Genomic DNA, 19,408 nt, shown 5'->3' with positions numbered 1-19,408 from the left:
GATCACCCTTCCACCGACGGACCCGGCGGAACCGAACCCGCCACGGGAACCGAGCGTGCGAAACCGCCGTCCACCATCAGACCGGCCACCGTCTCCAACTCCGGCGGATTCCCCGCCAGCCGCTCCAGGAAGGAGTCGAAATCCGCACCGCACGGCAGCAACAGCCGCTCCACCCGCTCCTGGACCGACCAGCCGTCCCGGTCCCGGGCGTCGTCGTACGGCGAGAACCACACCGAACCCGGCGCCTCGCCCCGGACCTTCACCGCGAGCAGGCCGCCCTGCACGAAGCCCACGCACAGGTAGTCCTTCGTGAGGTGGTCGCGCAGGCACTTGTTGACGTACACCAGGTCGTTGACCGCCGCCTCCTCACGCACCGTGAGGAACGGCTGGTCCACCAGCATTCCCAGCTCCACGTCCAGGCCCGCGCCGACCGGCGCGCAACCGCCCGCCGCCTTCAGGAACGACCGGTACGCCTCCGGGAGCCGGTAGCCGAGGTCCTCCTCGACCCCCTGGACCTGCGCCTCCGACACCGACACCACCGACTTCGGCAGCCCCAGGTGCACCGGGCGCAGCTCCTGCAGCGGCCGGGTCCCCCGCTTTTCGTGGTCGACCGGCGCGGTCGCGAGGCCCGCGTGGTGCCGCAGCAGCGCCTTCACCTCGACGGGCACCAGCTCCAGCCGGCGCGTCCCGGCCACGTGGTGCCAGGTCCAGCCGTGCGGGGTCGACACCGGGCCGACGGTGTCCCACAGCTCGTGCCCGGCCGCGCGCATCGCCGCGTTCGCCGACACGTAGTCCGTCAGCCGCAGCTCGTCCACGCCGAAGCCGTCCGGCGGCTCGGCGATCTCCACGGCGGCCCGCGCGTACGGGGCGAAGTCCGGACGCCCGTCGCCGTCCATCCGGACGCCCTGGGGATGCCGGGCGGCCCGGACCGGGTCCGGGAAGTGCACGACCTGCTCGGCGTACGCGGCGTTGGGTGGCGCGGCCTGCTGCCCGAGCCGACCTGTCGTCATGGCGTTGGCCCCCTGCTGGATCTGGCTGGTTCAGCACAGCCTATGCGGTACCGCCACGGGCACACCCACCCCCGAGCCCCACCCTCCACGACCGCCCCGGAACATCCGAATTGATACGAATATTCGACCCCGCTTCCGCACCCATGAGGACATTTGGCAGGCTGTCCCCGCAGCACGGGGGCGTGCGCGAACGCGGCACCGGCCGCCGCCACGGGAGGGAAAAGCCACATGCAGAACACGGCAACACGCACCGGACCGCCGGACGGCACCACCGGCGACCCCCGCCTGCGCTGGAGCTCCGCCGACGGACCGGGAGCCCCCACCCTCCGTTTCCGCCGCGACGGCATCCTCCCCACCATCGCCGCGGCCCTCTCCGTCCGCGGCGAGACCCTCACCGGCACCGCCGGCAAGGGCGACCGGCCCCCCGCCCTCCACCCGCTCGTGCAGGACTTCCTCGACACCCTCACCAGCAGCCAGCGCGAACGGTTCACCGGACGCTGCCCCGAGGCGATCCTGCTCTCCCGGCACCTGACCACCGTCGAGGGCAGCCGCAGCAGGCGCGCCTCCCGCAAGCCGCTCACCCACGGCGAAGCCCGCCGCGCCCTCAAGCACGCCAAGATCACCGCCCGCCGCATCCGCGAGGACGGCGATCCCCTCCACGGCAGCTACGCCCCGCCCTGCCGCTCCTGCGACGCCCTCCTCGCCCACTTCGGCGTACGACCCGTCGACCTCAGCACCCCCGAGAAGCCATGACCACGACCACCGCCTCCGCCTCGTACGACCGCTCCTCGGCCGCCCGTTTCCCGGCCGCCGTGGACACCGCCCTGCGCACCGCCGGCTGGCACCCCGGCCGCTGGGACATCAAGCAGGCCGAGTACTGGGCCGACACCCTCCGCGACCACACCACCCCCGCGGGACACCGCCACACCGTCTTCCCGGCCGCCGTGGAGGCCTGGGCGGAGTTCGGGGGCCTCACCGTCACCGCCCCCGGACCCGGCCGCCAGACGGCGCCCACCCCCGTGCGCATCGACCCGCTCACCGGGCTGCACCTCGCCCGCACCTTCGCCGACCTCGGCCGGGCCCTGTCCACCCAGCTCTGCCCGCTCGGCACCGAGGGCCAGGACAGCTCCCACCTCGCCGTCGACGCCGAGGGCCGCGTCTACTCCGTCGACCACACCGGTGACTGGTACCTCGGCGGCAGCGTCGACGAAGCCCTCACCGTGCTCCTCACCGGCCTCCAGCCGGCCCGCCTCACCACCGGCCCCCACCCGGCCCACCCGTAGGCGGGGCCCGGCGCTCGTCAGGTGGCGTCCCCCAGGGACGCCGCCCGGCCCGCGCCGTCCGGCACCGCCGAGTGCGTCGCCGGGCCCGTCGCGGGGCGCGTCGTCGGGCGCGTCGCGGGACACGGCGCGCCCGGGAGGACCGCCGACACCCGCCAGCCGCCGGCCTCCGTGGCCCCCGACACGAACACCCCGCCCAGCGCCACGACCCGCTCCCGCATGCCGACCAGCCCGTTCCCGCCGCTCGGCAGCCCGGCGCCCTGGACCGCGCCGTCACTGGGGCCGTTCTCCACCTGCATGGCGACCTCCGCGTCCCGGTGGGCCAGCCGCACCACCACGCGCGCGCCCGGCGCGTGCTTGTGGCAGTTGGTCAGCGCCTCCTGCACCACCCGGTACGCCGTCTGCTCCACCTCGGCGGCGTACGCGCCACCGTCGCCCTGTACGAGCAGTTCCACGGCCATCCCGGCCGCCCGCGACTGCCCCACGAGCGCCTCCAGCTCGGCCAGGCAGGGCCCGTCCTCAGCCTGCGCCGCCACCGCGGCGGGCACCGCCGGGGGCGCCGCCGCGGGCCGCTCCTGCGCCCGCAGCACCCCGAGCATCTCCCGCAGCTCGGTCAGCGCCTGCCGGCCCATGTCCCCCACCAGCGCCGCGTTCCGCGCCGCCTTCTCCGGGTCCTTGCGGGCCACCGCCTGTACGGCCGCCGCGTGCACCACCATCAGCGACACCCGGTGCGCCACCACGTCGTGCATCTCCCGGGCGATCCGCGTCCGCTCCTCCTGGCGGGCCCACTCGGCCCGCTCCTCGGCACGGTCGGCGAGCAGCCCCAGCTCCCGCTCCAGCGAGTCGGCCCGCTCCCGCAGGCTCTCCATGAGCCGCCGCCGGGCCCCCATGTACAGGCCGAACAGCACGGGCGGCACGTTCAGCGCCACCGCGATGAACACGGCCAGCGCGGTGACGAAGCCGTTGCCGACGTCGGCCTCGACGTCGGCCCGGGTCCGCACGTAGATCACCGCGTAGGTAGCGGCCAGGGACATCGCCCCCAGGCCGACGGTGATCCGCCGCGGCACCTCCGAGGCGGCCAGGGTGTACAGCCCCACCACGCCGAGCAGCACTCCGACGGCCGTCGGCGACACGGCGATCCCGACCAGCACCACGGCGACCGGCCACCGCCGCCGCAGCACCAGCACGGACCCGACGACGACGCCGAACAGCACCCCCGCCCAAACCGGCAGGCCCGCCTCCCGGGCGAACGGCACCCCCTCGACCGCGCACTCCAGCGCCGACGCGGCCGCGAGTCCCACGTCGAAGGCGGCCTGCCCCCGCCGCCCCCACCACAGCGGCCCGTCGCGGCCCGCCCCGCCCTGCTCTTCCCCCGTACTGGTCATGGCACCCACCCTACGATCGCCCCCCTGGACCCCCACGACCGGAATTCCGCTCGAACCACCGCCGCGCGGTCCCCCCGGGATCCGCGGCGAGTGGGCTTTACCGTCGCATCGAGGGCACCTGGTGCGGCATAGTTGGGTCCGTCAGCTCGACCGAGTCGGCGGAATGTCCGTTTTAGTCGGGTTAACAATCCCCTGTGGTGTAATCGGCAGCACTGAGGCCTTTGGAGCCTTATGTCAAGGTTCGAATCCTTGCGGGGGAGCCAGTCGCACGCGGGTCCCGGCCGTCACGGTCGGGACCCGCGCTCGTTTCGCGGCCGTGACCCCCCGGTATCCTTCGTGCGTCCACCCCCGAAGCCGAAGGGCACACCCGTGAGCGCCAACCGCCCGGCAGCCGTCGTCGTACTCGCAGCGGGTGAGGGCACCCGCATGAAGTCGGCCACTCCCAAGGTCCTCCACGAGATCTGCGGGCGGTCGCTCGTCGGTCACGTCGTCGCCGCCTCCCGTGAGCTGGACCCCGAAAACCTCGTCGTGGTCGTCGGGCACGCCCGTGAGCAGGTCGTCGCGCACCTCGGTGCGATCGACGCCGAGGTGCGCACGGCCGTGCAGTACGAGCAGAACGGCACCGGGCACGCCGTCCGGATGGCCCTGGAGGAGCTCGGCGGGACGGTCGACGGGACCGTCGTCGTGGTCTGCGGTGACACGCCGCTGCTGACCGGCCACACCCTGGCGAAGCTGGTCGCCACCCACGCGGCGGACGGCAACGCCGTCACCGTGCTGACCGCCGAGGTGCCGGACTCCACCGGCTACGGCCGGATCGTGCGGGACGCCGAGTCCGGCGCGGTCAAGGCGATCGTGGAGCACAAGGACGCCACCGACGCCCAGCGCGCCATCCGGGAGATCAACTCCGGGGTGTTCGCGTTCGACGGCGCGCTGCTGGCCGACGCGCTGGGCAAGGTGCGCACGGACAACAGCCAGGGCGAGGAGTACCTCACCGACGTGCTCGGGATCCTGCGCGAGGCCGGACACCGCGTGGGGGCCTCGGTCGGCGGGGACCACCGGGAGATCCTGGGGATCAACAACCGGGCGCAACTGGCGGAGGCCCGGGCGCTGCTGAACGCGCGGCTGCTGGAGCGGGCCATGCTGGGCGGGGTGACGGTGGTCGATCCGGGCAGTACGTTCGTGGACGTGACGGTGACCTTCGGGCAGGACGCGACGGTGCACCCGGGTACGCAGCTGCTGGGCACCACGCACGTCGGCGAGGGCGCCGAGGTCGGCCCGAACTCGCGACTGAAGGACACCCGGGTGGGTGCGGGCGCGCGGGTGGACAACACGGTGGCGGACGGCGCCGTGGTCGGCGACGGGGCGAGCGTGGGTCCCTTCGCGTACCTGCGTCCGCTGACGGTGCTGGGCCCGAAGGCCAAGGCCGGCACGTACGTGGAGATGAAGAACGCGACGATCGGCGAGGGTACGAAGGTCCCGCACCTGTCGTACGTCGGGGACGCGACGATCGGCGAGTACACGAACATCGGCGCGGCGAGCGTGTTCGTGAACTACGACGGTGAGCACAAGCACCACACGACCGTCGGCTCGCACTGCAAGACGGGCTCGGACAACATGTTTGTGGCTCCCGTCACGATCGGGGACGGCGCCTACACGGCCGCCGGCTCCGTGATCACGAAGGACGTGCCGCCCGGCGCGCTGGCCGTGGCCCGTGGCCAGCAGCGGAATATCGAGGGTTGGGTGGCGCGGAAGCGCCCGGGAAGCGCGGCGGCGCAGGCCGCCCAGTCGGCTGCGGTTACGGACGCGTCCGACAACTGACCGGAAACAGGTACGTCTGGGACGGCGTACCGTGGTAGGTGCACGCAATTCGGCTGGCTCATCGTGTGCGGGACGGACGCACGCGGGGTCGAGTGCTTTCAACACGTCTGAGGAGACTGTGCTGTGACCGGGATCAAGACGACCGGCGAGAAGAAGCTGATGCTGTTCTCCGGCCGCGCCCACCCCGAGCTGGCCGAGGAGGTCGCGCACCAGCTGGGTGTCGACCTCGTGCCGACCAAGGCTTTCGACTTCGCGAACGGTGAGATCTACGTCCGTTTCGAGGAGTCCGCTCGCGGCGCCGACTGCTTCGTGATCCAGAGCCACACGGCTCCGATCAACAAGTGGGTCATGGAGCAGCTGATCATGATCGACGCGCTGAAGCGCGCGTCGGCCCGCTCCATCACGGTGATCGTGCCGTCGTACGGGTACGCGCGCCAGGACAAGAAGCACAAGGGTCGCGAGCCGATCTCGGCGCGCCTGGTGGCGGACCTGCTGAAGACGGCGGGTGCGGACCGGATCCTGACGGTGGACCTGCACACGGACCAGATCCAGGGCTTCTTCGACGGTCCGGTGGACCACCTGTCGGCGCTGAACGTCCTGGCCGACTACGTGGGCGCCAAGGTGGACCGCTCGAAGCTGACGGTCGTCTCCCCGGACGCCGGCCGCGTGCGGGTGGCGGACCGCTGGTGCGACCGCCTGGACGCGCCGCTGGCGATCGTGCACAAGCGCCGCGACAAGGACGTCGCCAACCAGGTGACCGTCCACGAGGTCGTCGGTGAGGTCAAGGGCCGCGTCTGCGTGCTGGTGGACGACATGATCGACACCGGTGGCACGATCTGCGCCGCGGCCGAGGCGCTGTTCGCGCACGGTGCGGAGGACGTGATCGTGACGGCGACGCACGGCATCCTGTCCGGGCCGGCGGCGGACCGCCTGAAGAACTCCAAGGTCAGCGAGTTCGTGTTCACGAACACGCTGCCGGACCCGTCGGACCTGGAGCTGGACAAGATCACGGTGCTGTCGATCGCCCCGATGATCGCCCGCGCGGTGCGGGAGGTCTTCGAGGACGGTTCGGTGACCTCGCTGTTCGAGGAGCAGCAGTAGGCACCGGCTGATCCTTTTGGGTGCGGCCTCCCGGCCGGGTAGACTCTTCGAGTTGCTCGGCGAGGGAGGCCGCACCTTTTTGGGTGCCGGTTCCTCCGTTATCGACGCGCTCTTCGTAGCAGGCCGTATCTGGCCGGGTGACCTCGTCCGTTCCCGTCACCCCACGAGGAGTGAGCATGTCCGAGATCAAGCTTTCCGCCGAGCTCCGCACCAGCTTCGGCAAGGGCTCCGCCCGCCAGGCCCGTCGTGCCGCCCAGACCCCCGCGGTCATCTACGGCCACGGCCAGGACCCGAAGCACGTCAACGTCGAGGCCCACGGCCTGATGATGGCGCTCAAGACCCCGAACGCCCTGATCTCCCTGGACATCGCGGGCGACGGCACCGAGCTGGTCCTCCCGAAGGCCGTGCAGCGCCACCCGCTGAAGCCGGTCATCAACCACGTCGACTTCCTGATCGTCAAGAAGGGCGAGAAGGTCACGGTCGAGGTTCCGGTCGTCGCCGAGGGCGAGCTGGCCGCGGGCGGCAACCTGCTGGAGCACGTCCTGAACACCCTGTCCGTCGAGGCCGAGGCCACCCACCTGCCCGAGTCCCTGACCGTGTCGGTCGAGGGCCTGGAGGCCGGTGCCTCGATCCACGCCAAGGACATCACCCTGCCGGCCGGCGTGACCCTGGCCGCCGACGCCGACGCCGTGGTGCTGCAGGTCCTGGCCGCGCAGGCCGAGGAGCCGGCCGCCGGTGGCGAGGAGTCCGCGGAGGCCTGAGCCTTCCCGGTTCCCGGTTTTGCCTGACGGACCGCCGTCCTGCTCCACTGGAGCGGGACGGCGGTCGTCTCATGTGGAGGAGTTCTTCTGATGGCGGATGACGCGGCGACGCCCTGGCTGGTCGTGGGCCTGGGCAACCCGGGTGGTGAGTACGCGGGCAACCGCCACAACATCGGGTTCATGGTGGTGGACCTGCTCGCGGAGCGGATGGGCGGGAAGTTCAAGGCGCACAAGGCCGGCCGGGCACACGTGCTGGAGGGCCGGATGGGTGCTCCCGGGCCGGCGAGCCGGCGGGTGGTGCTGGCGAAGCCGATGTCGTTCATGAACCTGTCCGGTGGCCCGGTGAACGCGCTGCGGGACTTCTACAAGGTCCCGCTGGAGCGGATCGTGGCCGTCCACGACGAGCTGGACATCGACTACGCGACGCTGCGGCTGAAGCTGGGCGGCGGGGACAACGGCCACAACGGCCTGAAGTCGATGACGAAGGCGATGGGCGCCGACTACCACCGGGTGCGGTGCGGGATCGGGCGTCCGCCGGGCCGCATGCAGGTGGCCGACTTCGTGTTGAAGGACTTCTCCTCGACGGAGCGCAAGGAGCTGGACTGGTTCGTGGACCGGTCGGCGGACGCGGTGGAGTGCCTGGTGCTGGAGGGCCTGGAGCGGGCCCAGTCGGCCTACAACTCCTGATCGTTACCGGGAACAATCGGAACGGTTGGTTCCAACTCCCTCCCAACGGTGACGAGTACCTCTTGACCGGGGTGGGCGGCACTCACGATGCTGGGCCGCCACCACCCCCCACGGCTCATTCCGCTCATCCGTGTCAGAGGTACCACCATGCCTTCTTCCCCTCAGCGATGGGCCGCCGCCGCGGCCTCCCTCCTCCTCGCCGCGAGCGCCGGGCCGGCGTTCGCCGCCGACGGTCCGGCCGTCGGCATCCATCAGCCGCTGCCCCTCACGGCGACGTCCCAGGGCGTGTCGAACGAGTCCAAGTGCGCGGACATACCCGCGACCAAGGACGGCTGGCACTTCGTGCTGCCGGGCAACGGGACGGTCTTCACCAGACTGACGGTCACCTTCGAGCCGGGCGGGCAGCAGGTGATCACGGACTTCGGTCCGCCGTCCGGCAAGCACGCGTACGCGGCCTCGGAGGTGGGCGCGAAGCTGGTGTCGGCGACCGCCGAGGTCGAGGGCGACCCGGTGAAGTGGTTCAACCTGTCCCACACCTGCCCGGGCAAGGCCCCTTCGGGTTCCCCGAGCGGCAGCCCGTCCGGCTCCCCGTCCGGCTCCCCCTCCGGTACGCCGAGCGGCACGCCGACCCGGGCCCCGTCCGGTTCCGCCTCGTCGTCCGGCAGCCCGTCGGCCTCCGTGTCCGGGTCGGCTTCGCCGGGCGCCGGTTCCTCCGTGGCCCCGACCGGTTCGCCGTCCTCCGCGGCGCCGGCGCCTTCCGGTTCGTCTGCTCCGGCGGACGGTGACCTGGCGGAGACCGGCTCCAGTGCGCCGGTCGGTCTGATCGCGACGCTGGCCGCGGGCCTGGTGGGTGCGGGCGCTCTGCTGGTGGTGCGCCGCCGTCGGGCGCAGTAGTCCGGCGGACCGCGGTACGACGAAGCCCCCTCGCCGTGCGGCGAGGGGGCTTTCCGCTGCCCGGGCGGCTGTTGCCGGAGGGCGTCAGCCGGTGTTGCGCAGGCCCGCCGCCACGCCGTTGACGGTGAGCAGCAGCGCCCGGGAGAGCACCGGGTCGGGGGCCTCGCCGCGGGCGGCGGCGGCGCGCTGGCGGGCCAGCAGGGAGACCTGGAGGTAGGAGATGGGGTCCAGGTAGGCGTCGCGGACGGCGAAGGTCTGCTGGAGGACCTTGTTGGAGTCCAGGAGCTTCTCGCCGCCGGTGATGCGCAGGACTTCGGCGACGGTGAGGGCGTGTTCGGCCTCGATGAGCTCGAAGACGTGCTTGAGCTCGTCGGGGACGAGGGTGTCGACGTAGTGGCGGGCGATCCGCAGGTCGGTTTTGGCCAGCGTCATCTCGACGTTGGAGAGGAAGTTGCGGAAGAAGTGCCAGCGCTCGCCCATCTCCACGAGCACGTCTTCCTGGCCGGCCTCGCGGAGGGCCTTGAGGCCGGAGCCGACGCCGTACCAGCCGGGGACGATCTGGCGGGACTGGGTCCAGCCGAACACCCAGGGGATGGCGCGCAGGCCGTCGAGGCCGGCTCCGGAGTCGGGGCGGCGGGAGGGCCGGGAGCCGAGGTGGAGGTCGGCGAGCTGGTCGACGGGGGTCGCGGCGAAGAAGTACGCGGGCAGGTCGGGGTCCTCGACGAGCCGGCGGTAGGCGGCGTGGGCGGCGTCGGAGACGGTGTCCATGGCCGCGTCCCAGCGGGCGAGGGCGTCGCTGGACTGGCGGGGCGCGGTGTGCAGGGCGGAGGCCTGCAGCGTGGCCGCGACGGTCAGTTCGAGGTTCTCGCGGGCCAGGGAGGGGACGAGGTACTTGTCGGAGATGACCTCGCCCTGCTCGGTGACCTTGATCTCGCCTTCGAGGGTGCCCCAGGGCTGGGCCAGGATGGCGTCGTGGGAGGGGCCGCCGCCGCGGCCGACGGTGCCGCCGCGGCCGTGGAAGAGGCGCAGGCGCACGCCGTGCCGGTGGGCGACGTCGCGGAGCCGGCGCTGGGCGCGGTGGATCTCCCACTGGCTGGTGGTGATGCCGCCGAACTTGGAGGAGTCGGAGTAGCCGAGCATGACCTCCTGGACGTCGCCGCGGAGGGAGACCAGGCGCCGGTAGGAGGGGTCGGACAGCATGTCGCCGAGGATGACGTCGGCGGCGCGGAGTTCGTCGGTGGTCTCCAGCAGCGGGACGATGCCGATCTTGGCCCAGCCCGCGTGGAGGTCGACGAGGCCGGCCTCGCGGGCGAGGACGGCGGCGGCGAAGACGTCGTCGGCGCCCTGGCACATCGAGATGATGTAGGACTCGATGACCTCGGGGCCGAACTTCTCGAAGGCGTCCTTGATGGTGAAGAAGACACCGAGGGTCTTGGCGCCGGCGGCGTCGAGGGGGGCGGGGGTCGGCGCCAGCGGCCGGCGGGAGCGGAGCTCCTTGGCGAGGAGCTTCTGCCGGTAGTCGCGGGGCATGTCCGCGTACCGCCAGGATTCCTCGCCGAGCCGGTCGAAGAGCTGGCCGAGGGCGTGGTGGTGGGCGTCGGCGTGCTCGCGCACGTCCATGGTGGCGAGCTGGAGGCCGAAGGCGGCGAGGGTGCGGATGGTGCGGTCCATCCGGCCGTCGGCGAGGAGGCCGCCGCGGTGCTCGCGCAGCGAGGTCTGGATGAGGGTGAGGTCGGCGAGGAGTTCGGCGGTGCCGAGGTAGTCGCGGCCTTCCTCGTGCGCGGTGCCCTTGGCGAGGCGCTCGCGGGTGTTGAGGAGCTTCTGCCGGATGCAGGTGACCTTGAGGCGGTAGGGCTCCTCGGCGTTCAGCCGCTTGTAGCGGGGGCTGATCTCGGGGAGGCGTTCGAGGTCGGCCTGGAGGGAGGCGAGGAGTTCCTCGGTGGCCCCGGCGTAGCGGATGGAGTTGGAGAGCAGCGAGCGCAGGAAGTCGACGAGTTCGAGGGCGTCGGTGATGCCGTGCTCGTGCTGGAGGATCAGGACGTCGCGGGTGACCTCGGGGGTGACGTTGGGGTTGCCGTCGCGGTCGCCGCCGATCCAGGTGCCGAAGGTGAGCGGGCGGGTGCCGGCGGGGATCTCGACGCCGACCCGGGCGAGTTCGGCGGCGAGGTCCTCCAGGACGTCGCCGACGGCGCCGGCGTGCAGCTCGTCGAGGTAGTAGATGGCGTTGCGGGCCTCGTCGGCGGGCTCGGGGCGGACCACGCGGAGTTCGTCGGTCTGCCAGACGAGGTCGATGTTCTCGGCGAGGCGGAGGTCCTGGCGACGGCGGTCGCCGGTGCCGGTGACCGGCTCCTCCAGCAGGGCGGCGATGCGGCGCAGCTTGTTCAGGACGCTGCGGCGTGCGGCCTCGGTGGGGTGGGCGGTGAAGACCGGGCGGACGTTGAGGTGGGCGACCGTCTCGCGGAGGTGCTCGGGGTCGGCGTCCTTGAGCATGTCCGCGGTGCGGGCGAGGAGGCCGCCTTCGGCTGCGCGGTGGGCGCGGAGCTCCTTGCCGCGGTGCACCTGCTCGGTGACGTTGGCGAGGTGGAAGTAGGTGGAGAAGGCGCGCACCAGCTTGGCGGCGGTCTCCAGGTCGGTGTCACCGAGGAGGGCGGCTGCGGCTTCGCCGTCGGTGCGCGTGAGGGCGCGTACCCGTTCGACGAGGTCGAGGAGTTCCTGGCCTTCCTGGCGGACCAGGGTCTCGCCGAGGAGGTCGCCGAGTCGGCGGATGTCCGCGCGCAGCTCCGCGTTGGGGGTGTTCTGGTCAGCACTGCTCACAGGTGCGGCTCCTTGCAGTGTTTCGTACGAGCTTCGCTACTGGGGCGGACCGCGCTGTCCGACGGACCAAGGATAGGTGGCGCGGCCCGGTGCCCCGGCAAGCGTCCGCGTAGCGGACTCGGCGTCGTGGGTCTTGTGGGGCGGCGGGGCCCTGTCATACTTACGTTGCCGTAGGTTACGGTCCCGTAGCCTTGAAGGTGTCCTGCCTCCCACCCCCAGGGGACCGAAATGACCCTCACGCCGGAACTGATCGAGGGCGCCCCTGGCGCCCCGCTGCCGTCGGCCACCCGCGGCGGCGAGAACAAACGTTCGATCGAGCAGATCGCCCTGCTGCTCTTCATCACCCTCCCGTTCGTCGCGCTGGTCGCGGCCGTCCCGCTGGCCTGGGGCTGGGGAGTGAGCTGGCTCGACCTCGGCCTGATGGTGTCCATGTACTTCGTGGCCTGCCACGGGATCACGGTCGGCTTCCACCGCTACTTCACCCACGGCTCCTTCAAGGCGAAGCGGCCGCTGCGGATCGCGCTGGCCATCGCCGGGTCGCTGGCGGTGGAGGGCCCGCTGGTGCGCTGGGTGGCCGACCACCGCAAGCACCACAAGTTCTCCGACGCGGAGGGCGACCCCCACTCGCCGTGGCGGTTCGGGGAGACGGTCCCGGCGCTGCTGAAGGGCCTGTGGTGGGCGCACATCGGCTGGCTGTTCGACGAGGAGCAGACCGACCAGCAGAAGTACGCCCCGGACCTGATCAAGGACCCGGCGATCCGCCGGATCAGCCGCGACTTCGTCTTCTGGACGCTGCTGTCGCTGGCGATCCCGCCGCTGGTCGGCGGGCTGGTGACGATGTCCTGGTGGGGCGCATTCACCGCCTTCTTCTGGGGCTCCCTGGTGCGCGTGGCGCTGCTGCACCACGTGACCTGGTCGATCAACTCCATCTGTCACGCCGTGGGCAAGCGGCCGTTCCGCTCGCGGGACCGGTCCGGGAACGTGTGGTGGCTGGCGGTGCTGTCGTGCGGCGAGTCCTGGCACAACCTGCACCACGCGGACCCGACCTCGGCCCGGCACGGCGTGCTGCGCGGTCAGGTGGACTCCAGCGCCCGGCTGATCCGCTGGTTCGAGGTGCTGGGATGGGCCACCGACGTGCGCTGGCCGACGGAGTCGCGCATCGACGCCCGGCGCAAGGAAAAGGCCGCGAACCCGGCATGATGGGGGACGTGGCGATCGACGGCGGTACTTCCAGCAGTGACAAGCCCAGGCGCGGGCGCCGGGTCCGGATGACGGGCGCCGAGCGGCGCCAGCAGCTGCTGGACATCGGCCGCGCCCTGTTCGCCGAGAAGGGCTTCGAGGGCACCTCGGTGGAGGAGATCGCGGCCAAGGCCGGGGTGTCCAAGCCGGTGGTGTACGAGCACTTCGGCGGCAAGGAGGGCCTGTACGCGGTCGTCGTCGACCGGGAGATGCGCCAGCTGCTGGAAGGGGTGACGGGCGCACTGACCGCCGGCCACCCGCGGGAGCTGCTGGAACAGGCGGCGTTCGCCCTGCTGGACTACATCGAGAACTACACCGACGGTTTCCGGATCCTGGTCCGCGACTCACCCGTGGCCCAGTCCACCGGTACCTTCGCCTCCCTGATCAGCGACATCGCCACCCAGGTGGAGGACATCCTCGGCCTGGAGTTCAAGGCCCGCGGGTTCGATCCGAAGCTCGCCCCCCTGTACGCGCAGGCGCTGGTCGGCATGGTGGCGCTGACCGGCCAGTGGTGGCTGGAGACCCGCCGCCCGAAGAAGGCCGAGGTGGCGGCCCACCTGGTCAACCTGGCCTGGCACGGGCTGGACGGACTGGAGGCCAAGCCCCGGCTGGTGGGCCACCGCAAGAGCTGAGCCGGCGGGCGCGGGTACGGCGCGCGGGCGCGGCGCGCGGCCTGCGGCTACCGCGCGCGGCCCGGCCGGCCGCAGACGTGCCAGCCGCCGAAAGGTTGTACGCGAATCCCCTAGGACCTCGGACGGCCCGCGGATAGCCTTCCGTTAGTTTCCCGGGGGGGAATGATCGATTCACCCGCGCCGGCGGCCCGTGTGCACCCAGCGCGCCCACGTCTTTCGACTTCCACCCGGTTTCACCTGCCACCCAGGGGGAACCCCTTTGTCTTCTTCGCGCTACCAGCGCCTGGGCCGCGTCGCGGCCTGCACCGCGCTCGCACTCGCGGCCGGCACCCTGCTCTCCGCGGGTCCCGCGGCCGCCGCGCCCGCACCCAAGCCCGTCGACAAGCCGCAGGTCCTGGCCGACCCGGCGCAGCGCACCTTCGAGCGACCCGCCGCGACCGACCGGAACGCCCCGCCGCGCGCGTCCGCGTTCGCCGGCGGCCGCCTGGCGCCGCGTACCGACTTCGACGGCAACGGCAACAGCGACCTGCTGTTCCGTTCCAACGGCGGCTACACCGGCGTCCTGCTGGACGGGGCCAGCCAGGTGCACGACTTCTCGCTGTACCTGCAGGAGGACGAGAGCGTCAAGGACGTCATCGGCCTCGGCAACGTCCGCGGCTCGGCGAGCCCGGAGATCCTGACGGTCTCCTTCAACGGCCGCCTCTCGCTCCACGAGGCCAACAGCTCCTCCGCGGCCCTCCCGACCTGGTCGGGCTGGGGCTGGCAGATCTACAACCGGATCATCGCGGCCGGCGACCTCACCAGGGACGGGCGCCAGGACCTGCTCGCCCGCACCCCGGGCGGCGACCTCTACCTGTACCGCGGCACGGGCAACGCCACCGGCGAGCCGTTCTCCGGACGGATCAAGGTCGGTTCCGGCTGGGGGGTCTACGACCAGATCGTCGGCGTCAACGACGTCGACGCGGACGGCATCGCCGACCTGCTGGGCCGCACCCCGGACGGCAACCTCTACTACTACAAGGGCACGGGCAGCGCCACGGCCCCGTTCAAGACCCGCACCTGGGTCGGCGGCGGCTGGAACGCGTACAACCAGATCATCGCCACGGACGACATCAACTACGACGGCAAGGCCGACCTGCTGGCCACCACCTCCGCCGGGAAGATGTACTGCTACGCCTCCCTGGGCGGCGGCAAGTTCACCGCCCGTCAGGAGTGCGGCTCCGGCTGGACCGACAACCCGCTGGTCGTCGGCGCCGGCGTCACCCCGGTCTACGGCAAGCACGGCGCCAGCGGCGTCGACGGCGCCGGCACGGTCTACACCCACGTCAGCCGCAGCAACGGCAGCCAGTACGACCGGTTCGTGCTCGGCAACGACTGGCCGGCGGGCACCCAGCTGGTCATGGCGGCGGGCCTGGACAAGACCAACTGGGAGACCGCCCTCGGCCTGTCCGGCGGCACCCTCACCAACATGAACGAGGGCGCGGCCGTCTCCGGCGACTTCGCCAACACCAACCTGGTGCTGGGCCCCGGCGACCTCAACGGCGACGGCAAGGGCGACCTGCTCAGCCGTGACGTCTGGGGCCAGTTGTGGCTGCGTGCCGGCTGGGGCAACGGCCTCGGCTTCAGCGCCCCGGTCAAGGTCGGGCCGGGCTGGAACGCGTTCAACTCCATCGCGGGCGCCGGTGACATGACCGGCGACGGGCGCACGGACGTCGTCGCCAAGGACGGCAACGGCAACCTGTACCTGTACGCGGGCACCGGCAACGCCGCGGCCCCGTTCGCCGCCCGCGTCTGGGTCGGCGGCGGCTGGAACATCTACAACGAGGTGGCCTCCCCGGGCGACATGACCGGCGACGGCCGGGCCGACCTGGTGGCGCGTGACGGCAAGGGCGACCTGTACCGCTACCAGGCCACGGGCCTCGGCGGCACGAAGACCTTCACCGCCCGCCAGTACGTGGGCTGGGGCTGGAACACCTACAGCCAGGTCGACTGAGCCGGGCCGCCCCGTGCGGCCCGGGCGGCGCCCCGTCACCGGTTCGTCCGGTGGCGGGGCGCCGCCGTTTCACAACGGGTGCGCGGTCAGTCCTCCCTGCGGGCGACGGCGAAGATCCGGCGGAACGGGAAGACCGTGCCGCGCGGGCCCGGGGGGTAGGCCTCGCGGAGCAGGTCTCGGTACTGGAGCAGGAACGCGTCCACCGCGTCGCGGTCGTCGCCGAGGGCGGTGAGGACCGGCCGCAGGGCGGTGCCCTTGACCCAGTCGAGGACCGGATCGGGACCGGTCAGCAGCTGGTGGTACGTGGTGTCCCAGATGTCGGCGGTGCAGCCGAGCTCGGTGAACCGGGCCAGGTACTCGCCGGGTTCGAGCAGGTGGACGTAGCGGGCGCCGTGGCCGGCGAGGCGGGAGCGCCAGCGCGGTGCGTCGCAGAGCGCGGCCAGCAGGGCGTGGCTGGGGGCGCCGAAGTTGCCGGGGATCTGGAAGGCGAAGGTGCCGCCGGGCCGCAGGCCGTTGATCCAGGCGGCGAACGAGCCGGCGTGGCCCGGGACCCACTGGAGGGCCGCGTTGGAGACGATCAGGTCGTAGGGCTCGTCGGGGACCCAGCCGGCGAGGTCGGCGCGGCGGAAGTCGAGGCTGCCGCCGCCCGGGGTGGGGCCGGCGTGGTCGCGGTCGGCGCGGTGGAGCATCTCCGGGGAGAGGTCGAAGCCGGTGATGTGCGCGTCGGGCCAGCGGTCGGCGAGCAGCGCCGTGACGTTGCCGGGCCCGCAGCCCAGGTCCGCGATCCGGGGGGCCTGCGCGGGGAGTGCCGGTATCCGGGCGAGCAGGTCCAGGAAGGGGCGGGTCCGGTGGCCGGCGTGGCGCAGGTACTGCTGGGGGTCCCAGGTGGGGGCGCCCGGCGCCGGGGCGGACACGGCCGGGTCTCCGCCGGCGTCGACGGTGGCCGTGTGGCACGGGCCATGGGCGATATCGGAATGCATGTTCGAGCCTCCCTGCTGGCGGTGCGTGTGGAAGCGGAAGCGGTCCCGGCCCCCTCCATGCCCAGGGTGGCGGAAACTATATCTTGACATCAAGAGACTTCATATCGACAGACCCCTTACAATGATCGGCATGGAGGACGAGGTCGACCGACTGGTCGCGGCATGGCGGCGGGAGCGCCCTGACCTCGACGTGGAACCGCTCGAAGTGCTCAGCCGGGTCTCCCGGCTCGCCCGCCACCTCGACCGGGCCCGCCGGATCGCCTTCGCCGAGCACGGGCTGGAGCCCTGGGAGTTCGACGTCCTCACCTCGCTGCGCCGCGCCGGCGCGCCCTACCAGCTCTCCCCCGGCCAGTTGCTGACCCAGACGCTGGTCACCTCGGGCACCATGACCAACCGCATCGACCGGCTCGCCAAGAAGGGCCTGGTGGAGCGGCTGCCGGACCCCAGCGACCGGCGCGGGGTCCTGGTACGCCTGACGCCCGGGGGGCGCGAGGCCGCAGACCAGGCGCTGGCCGGCCTGCTGGCCCAGGAGCGGGCGATCCTCTCCCAGCTCTCCCGCTCCCAGCGCGGGGACCTGGCCGCGCTGCTACGCCGGCTGACCGCTCCGTTCGACAACGTCCCCGGCTAGCCCGCCCGGCCCCAGGTCGGCGGGGCGCACACCGGCCCGGCGGGCCAGCGCCACGGCCGCCAGGGTGGAGTGCACGCCCAGCTTGCCCAGCACGTTCTGCATGTGGGTGCGGACGGTGTGCGGGGACAGGAACAGCCGCGCCGCCACGTCCTTGCGGCCGAGTCCGGCCACCATGCAGCGCAGCACCTCGTGCTCCCGCGGGGTCAGCGACTCCACCAGCCGCTCGCTGTCGGTGCGGTGCTTGCGCGCCGCCGTCAGCTCCCGCAGCACCCCGGTGAGCAGCGCGGGCGGCAGGTGCGTCTCCTCCCGGAGCACTCCGCGGATCACCGCGAGCAGCCGGGACAGGGAGCAGTCCTTGGCCACCCAGCCGGCCGCTCCGGCCTGCAACGCGAGGGCGGCCCGGCGGGCCTCGTCCCGCTCGGCCAGGACGACCGTGCGCACCGACGGATGGGCGGTGCGGACCCCCGCCACCAGGGCGATCCCGTCGCCGGAGGCGGCCGGCGGGGCGGGCGGCGGGCCCGAGCCCGACTCGCGCTGGGCCGGTACGGAGCCGGCGGAGGAGCCGAGGTCGGCGTCGACGAGCAGCACGTCGAAGCGGCGGCCCTCGGCCGCGCCCCGTTCGAGGCAGCGCAGCGCGGCGGGGCCGCTGCCGGCCGCGGACACGTCCACGTCCGGCTCGGCCGCGAGCGCGGCGGCGAGCGATTCGGCGAAGATTCGGTGATCGTCCACCACGAGAACCCTGATACGGACCACAGACACCCCCATGGGTCGGGGAACGGACGACGGCGGGTACGGCGCCCGGTATCCGGGTCCGCAAGGGCCCGGCCGCCGCCGTGACACCACTGCACTACCCCGGCCGGACGTCGTACCCGACGTGTCTCGACCCCTGAATCAACACCGGCCCCCACCGGTGTCACGCATCAGCGTAGGGGCGCCGGCCGCCCGCGGTTGGCCGAATAGCAGAAGTTCTCCCAGCTGTTTTCCGGGGCCGGGCCTTCCCGCGGGTACCGGGGGTGGCTGAAAAACGCCGGTTCCCGCGAGGTGGAACCCGGCTTTCCGGGCAGCCCGTGCCACGGGCAGTTGCACGGGGGGCATTTCACGCAGCGTGTGCGCGCCAGGCGCCCGCGCACCGGGCACGGGACCGGCGCACGCCCCGTCGCGTGCTCCCCCGGCGCTCCGCCGGAGGCCGGCTCAGTCCCGGTCGGCCGCGTGCCGCCGCGCGAACTCCCAGGCGTCGGAGATGATCCCCGCCAGGTCCGGCCGGCTCGGGGTCCAGCCGAGCTTCTCCCGGGCCGCGGCCGCGGAGGCGACCAGCACGGCCGGGTCGCCGGCCCGCCGGCCCTCGACGGTCTCGGGGATCTCGTGGCGGGTGACCTTGCGGGCGGTCTCGATCACCTCGCGCACCGAGAACCCGTTGCCGTTGCCCAGGTTGCAGATGAGGTGCTCGCCCGCGCGGGCCGCCCGCAGCGCCGCCAGGTGCGCCTCCGCCAGGTCGGCCACGTGGATGTAGTCGCGGACGCAGGTCCCGTCCGGCGTCGGGTAGTCCTCGCCGTACACCGAGATCGCGGCGCGCCGGCCGAGGGCGACCTGGAGGACCAGCGGGATCAGGTGGCTCTCGGGGTCGTGCCGCTCGCCGAACGGCCCGTAGGCGCCCGCCACGTTGAAGTACCGCAGGCTGACCGCGGCGAGGCCGTGCGCCCCGGCCTCGCCCGTGATCATGTGGTCCACGGCCAGCTTGGACGCGCCGTAGGGATTGGTGGGCGCGGTCGGGGTGGTCTCGGTGATCGGGACGGTCCGCGGCTCGCCGTACGTCGCGGCGGTCGAGGAGAACACCAGCCGTCGCACGCCCGCCCCGCGCATCGCGGCGAGCAGCGCCATGGTCCCGCCGACGTTGTTCTCCCAGTACTTGCCCGGGTCGGCCACGGACTCGCCGACCTGGGAGGAGGCCGCGAAGTGCAGGACGGCCTCGTAGGAGGGGTCCAGGTGGCGGGCGGCGTCGCGGATGTCGGCCTCGACGAACTCCGCGCCCGCCGGGACGCCCTCGCGGAAGCCGGTGGAGAGGTCGTCGAGGACGGTGACCTCGTGGCCGGCTTCCAGGAGGTGGGCGGCGACCACGCTGCCCACGTATCCGGCGCCGCCGGTTACCAGGTACTTGCTCACTCGTTCGCTGCCTCTCGCTGTCGCAC

At 72.5% G+C, this 19,408-nt stretch carries 17 protein-coding genes and 1 tRNA gene; 12 read left to right on the top strand and 6 right to left on the bottom strand.

What is annotated here, in order from left to right:
• Nucleotides 1–2: 2 nt before the first annotated feature.
• Nucleotides 3–1,010, bottom strand: a complete 1,008-nt coding sequence (locus ACFY61_RS18170; protein WP_389473102.1) for an SMI1/KNR4 family protein — start codon at nucleotides 1,008–1,010, stop codon at nucleotides 3–5.
• A gap of 228 nt (nucleotides 1,011–1,238) precedes the next feature.
• On the opposite strand from ACFY61_RS18170, the gene ACFY61_RS18165 reads away from it, so the two are divergent.
• Entirely contained in the window at nucleotides 1,239–1,763 is a 525-nt protein-coding gene (locus ACFY61_RS18165) for a YwqJ-related putative deaminase (protein WP_389473100.1), read from the top strand.
• Entirely contained in the window at nucleotides 1,760–2,293 is a 534-nt protein-coding gene (locus tag ACFY61_RS18160) for an SUKH-3 domain-containing protein (protein ID WP_389473098.1), read from the top strand. Before ACFY61_RS18165 ends, ACFY61_RS18160 begins: the two co-directional genes overlap by 4 nt.
• A gap of 17 nt (nucleotides 2,294–2,310) precedes the next feature.
• Here the strand turns inward: ACFY61_RS18160 and ACFY61_RS18155 are convergent, their stop codons facing one another.
• Nucleotides 2,311–3,675 carry a sensor histidine kinase gene (locus tag ACFY61_RS18155; RefSeq protein WP_389473096.1) on the bottom strand — a complete coding sequence of 455 codons (1,365 nt, stop codon included), beginning with the start codon at nucleotides 3,673–3,675 and terminating at the stop codon, nucleotides 2,311–2,313.
• A gap of 188 nt (nucleotides 3,676–3,863) precedes the next feature.
• Here ACFY61_RS18155 and ACFY61_RS18150 point away from each other — a divergent pair.
• The 6 genes from ACFY61_RS18150 to ACFY61_RS18125 all read left to right on the top strand — a co-directional run bounded on the left by ACFY61_RS18150 (nucleotide 3,864) and on the right by ACFY61_RS18125 (nucleotide 8,936).
• Nucleotides 3,864–3,938: transfer RNA gene (locus ACFY61_RS18150), tRNA-Gln, on the top strand.
• Nucleotides 3,939–4,044: 106 nt separating this feature from the next.
• Entirely contained in the window at nucleotides 4,045–5,493 is a 1,449-nt protein-coding gene (gene glmU, locus ACFY61_RS18145) for a bifunctional UDP-N-acetylglucosamine diphosphorylase/glucosamine-1-phosphate N-acetyltransferase GlmU (RefSeq protein WP_389473094.1), read from the top strand.
• 123 nt (nucleotides 5,494–5,616) lie between these two features.
• Nucleotides 5,617–6,594 (top strand): ribose-phosphate diphosphokinase, encoded by a 978-nt coding sequence (locus ACFY61_RS18140; RefSeq protein ID WP_219667467.1) that lies wholly within the window; start codon nucleotides 5,617–5,619, stop codon nucleotides 6,592–6,594.
• 176 nt (nucleotides 6,595–6,770) lie between these two features.
• Nucleotides 6,771–7,355 carry a 50S ribosomal protein L25/general stress protein Ctc gene (locus ACFY61_RS18135; protein ID WP_389473092.1) on the top strand — a complete coding sequence of 195 codons (585 nt, stop codon included), beginning with the start codon at nucleotides 6,771–6,773 and terminating at the stop codon, nucleotides 7,353–7,355.
• A 90-nt stretch (nucleotides 7,356–7,445) separates the two neighbouring features.
• Nucleotides 7,446–8,042: an aminoacyl-tRNA hydrolase gene (gene pth, locus ACFY61_RS18130; RefSeq protein ID WP_389473090.1), complete on the top strand. Its 597-nt coding sequence runs from the start codon at nucleotides 7,446–7,448 to the stop codon at nucleotides 8,040–8,042.
• 147 nt (nucleotides 8,043–8,189) lie between these two features.
• Nucleotides 8,190–8,936: an LPXTG cell wall anchor domain-containing protein gene (locus ACFY61_RS18125; RefSeq protein WP_389473088.1), complete on the top strand. Its 747-nt coding sequence runs from the start codon at nucleotides 8,190–8,192 to the stop codon at nucleotides 8,934–8,936.
• 84 nt (nucleotides 8,937–9,020) lie between these two features.
• On the opposite strand, the gene ppc is transcribed toward ACFY61_RS18125, so the two are convergent.
• Nucleotides 9,021–11,750 (bottom strand): phosphoenolpyruvate carboxylase, encoded by a 2,730-nt coding sequence (ppc, locus tag ACFY61_RS18120; protein WP_389473086.1) that lies wholly within the window; start codon nucleotides 11,748–11,750, stop codon nucleotides 9,021–9,023.
• Between the two features lie 228 nt (nucleotides 11,751–11,978).
• Between ppc and ACFY61_RS18115 the strand changes: the two genes are divergently transcribed.
• The 3 genes from ACFY61_RS18115 to ACFY61_RS18105 all read left to right on the top strand — a co-directional run bounded on the left by ACFY61_RS18115 (nucleotide 11,979) and on the right by ACFY61_RS18105 (nucleotide 15,614).
• On the top strand, nucleotides 11,979–12,950 hold the full coding sequence (locus ACFY61_RS18115; RefSeq protein WP_389473085.1) for an acyl-CoA desaturase: 972 nt from the start codon (nucleotides 11,979–11,981) through the stop codon (nucleotides 12,948–12,950).
• Nucleotides 12,950–13,621, top strand: a complete 672-nt coding sequence (locus tag ACFY61_RS18110; protein WP_389473246.1) for a TetR family transcriptional regulator — start codon at nucleotides 12,950–12,952, stop codon at nucleotides 13,619–13,621. The genes ACFY61_RS18115 and ACFY61_RS18110 overlap by 1 nt, the downstream gene beginning before the upstream one ends.
• Before the next feature lie 259 nt (nucleotides 13,622–13,880).
• Nucleotides 13,881–15,614, top strand: a complete 1,734-nt coding sequence (locus ACFY61_RS18105; RefSeq protein WP_389473083.1) for an FG-GAP repeat domain-containing protein — start codon at nucleotides 13,881–13,883, stop codon at nucleotides 15,612–15,614.
• Between the two features lie 86 nt (nucleotides 15,615–15,700).
• Here ACFY61_RS18105 and ACFY61_RS18100 read toward each other — a convergent pair whose 3' ends face one another.
• Nucleotides 15,701–16,594 (bottom strand): trans-aconitate 2-methyltransferase, encoded by an 894-nt coding sequence (locus ACFY61_RS18100; protein ID WP_389473082.1) that lies wholly within the window; start codon nucleotides 16,592–16,594, stop codon nucleotides 15,701–15,703.
• A 130-nt stretch (nucleotides 16,595–16,724) separates the two neighbouring features.
• Between ACFY61_RS18100 and ACFY61_RS18095 the strand changes: the two genes are divergently transcribed.
• Nucleotides 16,725–17,222 (top strand): MarR family winged helix-turn-helix transcriptional regulator, encoded by a 498-nt coding sequence (locus tag ACFY61_RS18095; protein WP_389473079.1) that lies wholly within the window; start codon nucleotides 16,725–16,727, stop codon nucleotides 17,220–17,222.
• Here the strand turns inward: ACFY61_RS18095 and ACFY61_RS18090 are convergent.
• Both ACFY61_RS18090 and galE read right to left on the bottom strand, forming a co-directional pair.
• On the bottom strand, nucleotides 17,181–17,987 hold the full coding sequence (locus ACFY61_RS18090; RefSeq protein WP_389473077.1) for a LuxR C-terminal-related transcriptional regulator: 807 nt from the start codon (nucleotides 17,985–17,987) through the stop codon (nucleotides 17,181–17,183). The two genes, ACFY61_RS18095 and ACFY61_RS18090, sit on opposite strands and share 42 nt — an antisense overlap.
• Before the next feature lie 426 nt (nucleotides 17,988–18,413).
• A complete protein-coding gene (gene galE, locus ACFY61_RS18085) occupies nucleotides 18,414–19,382 on the bottom strand; it encodes a UDP-glucose 4-epimerase GalE (protein WP_389473075.1) in 969 nt (322 codons plus the stop codon).
• Between the last annotated feature and the right edge of the window lie 26 nt (nucleotides 19,383–19,408).

The organism is Streptomyces sp. NPDC012888 (genome assembly GCF_042900645.1).
Lineage (GTDB): Bacteria > Actinomycetota > Actinomycetes > Streptomycetales > Streptomycetaceae > Streptomyces.
Note: the sequence above shows the minus strand (reverse complement) of the source record. Positions and strands in the feature narration are given on the sequence as shown.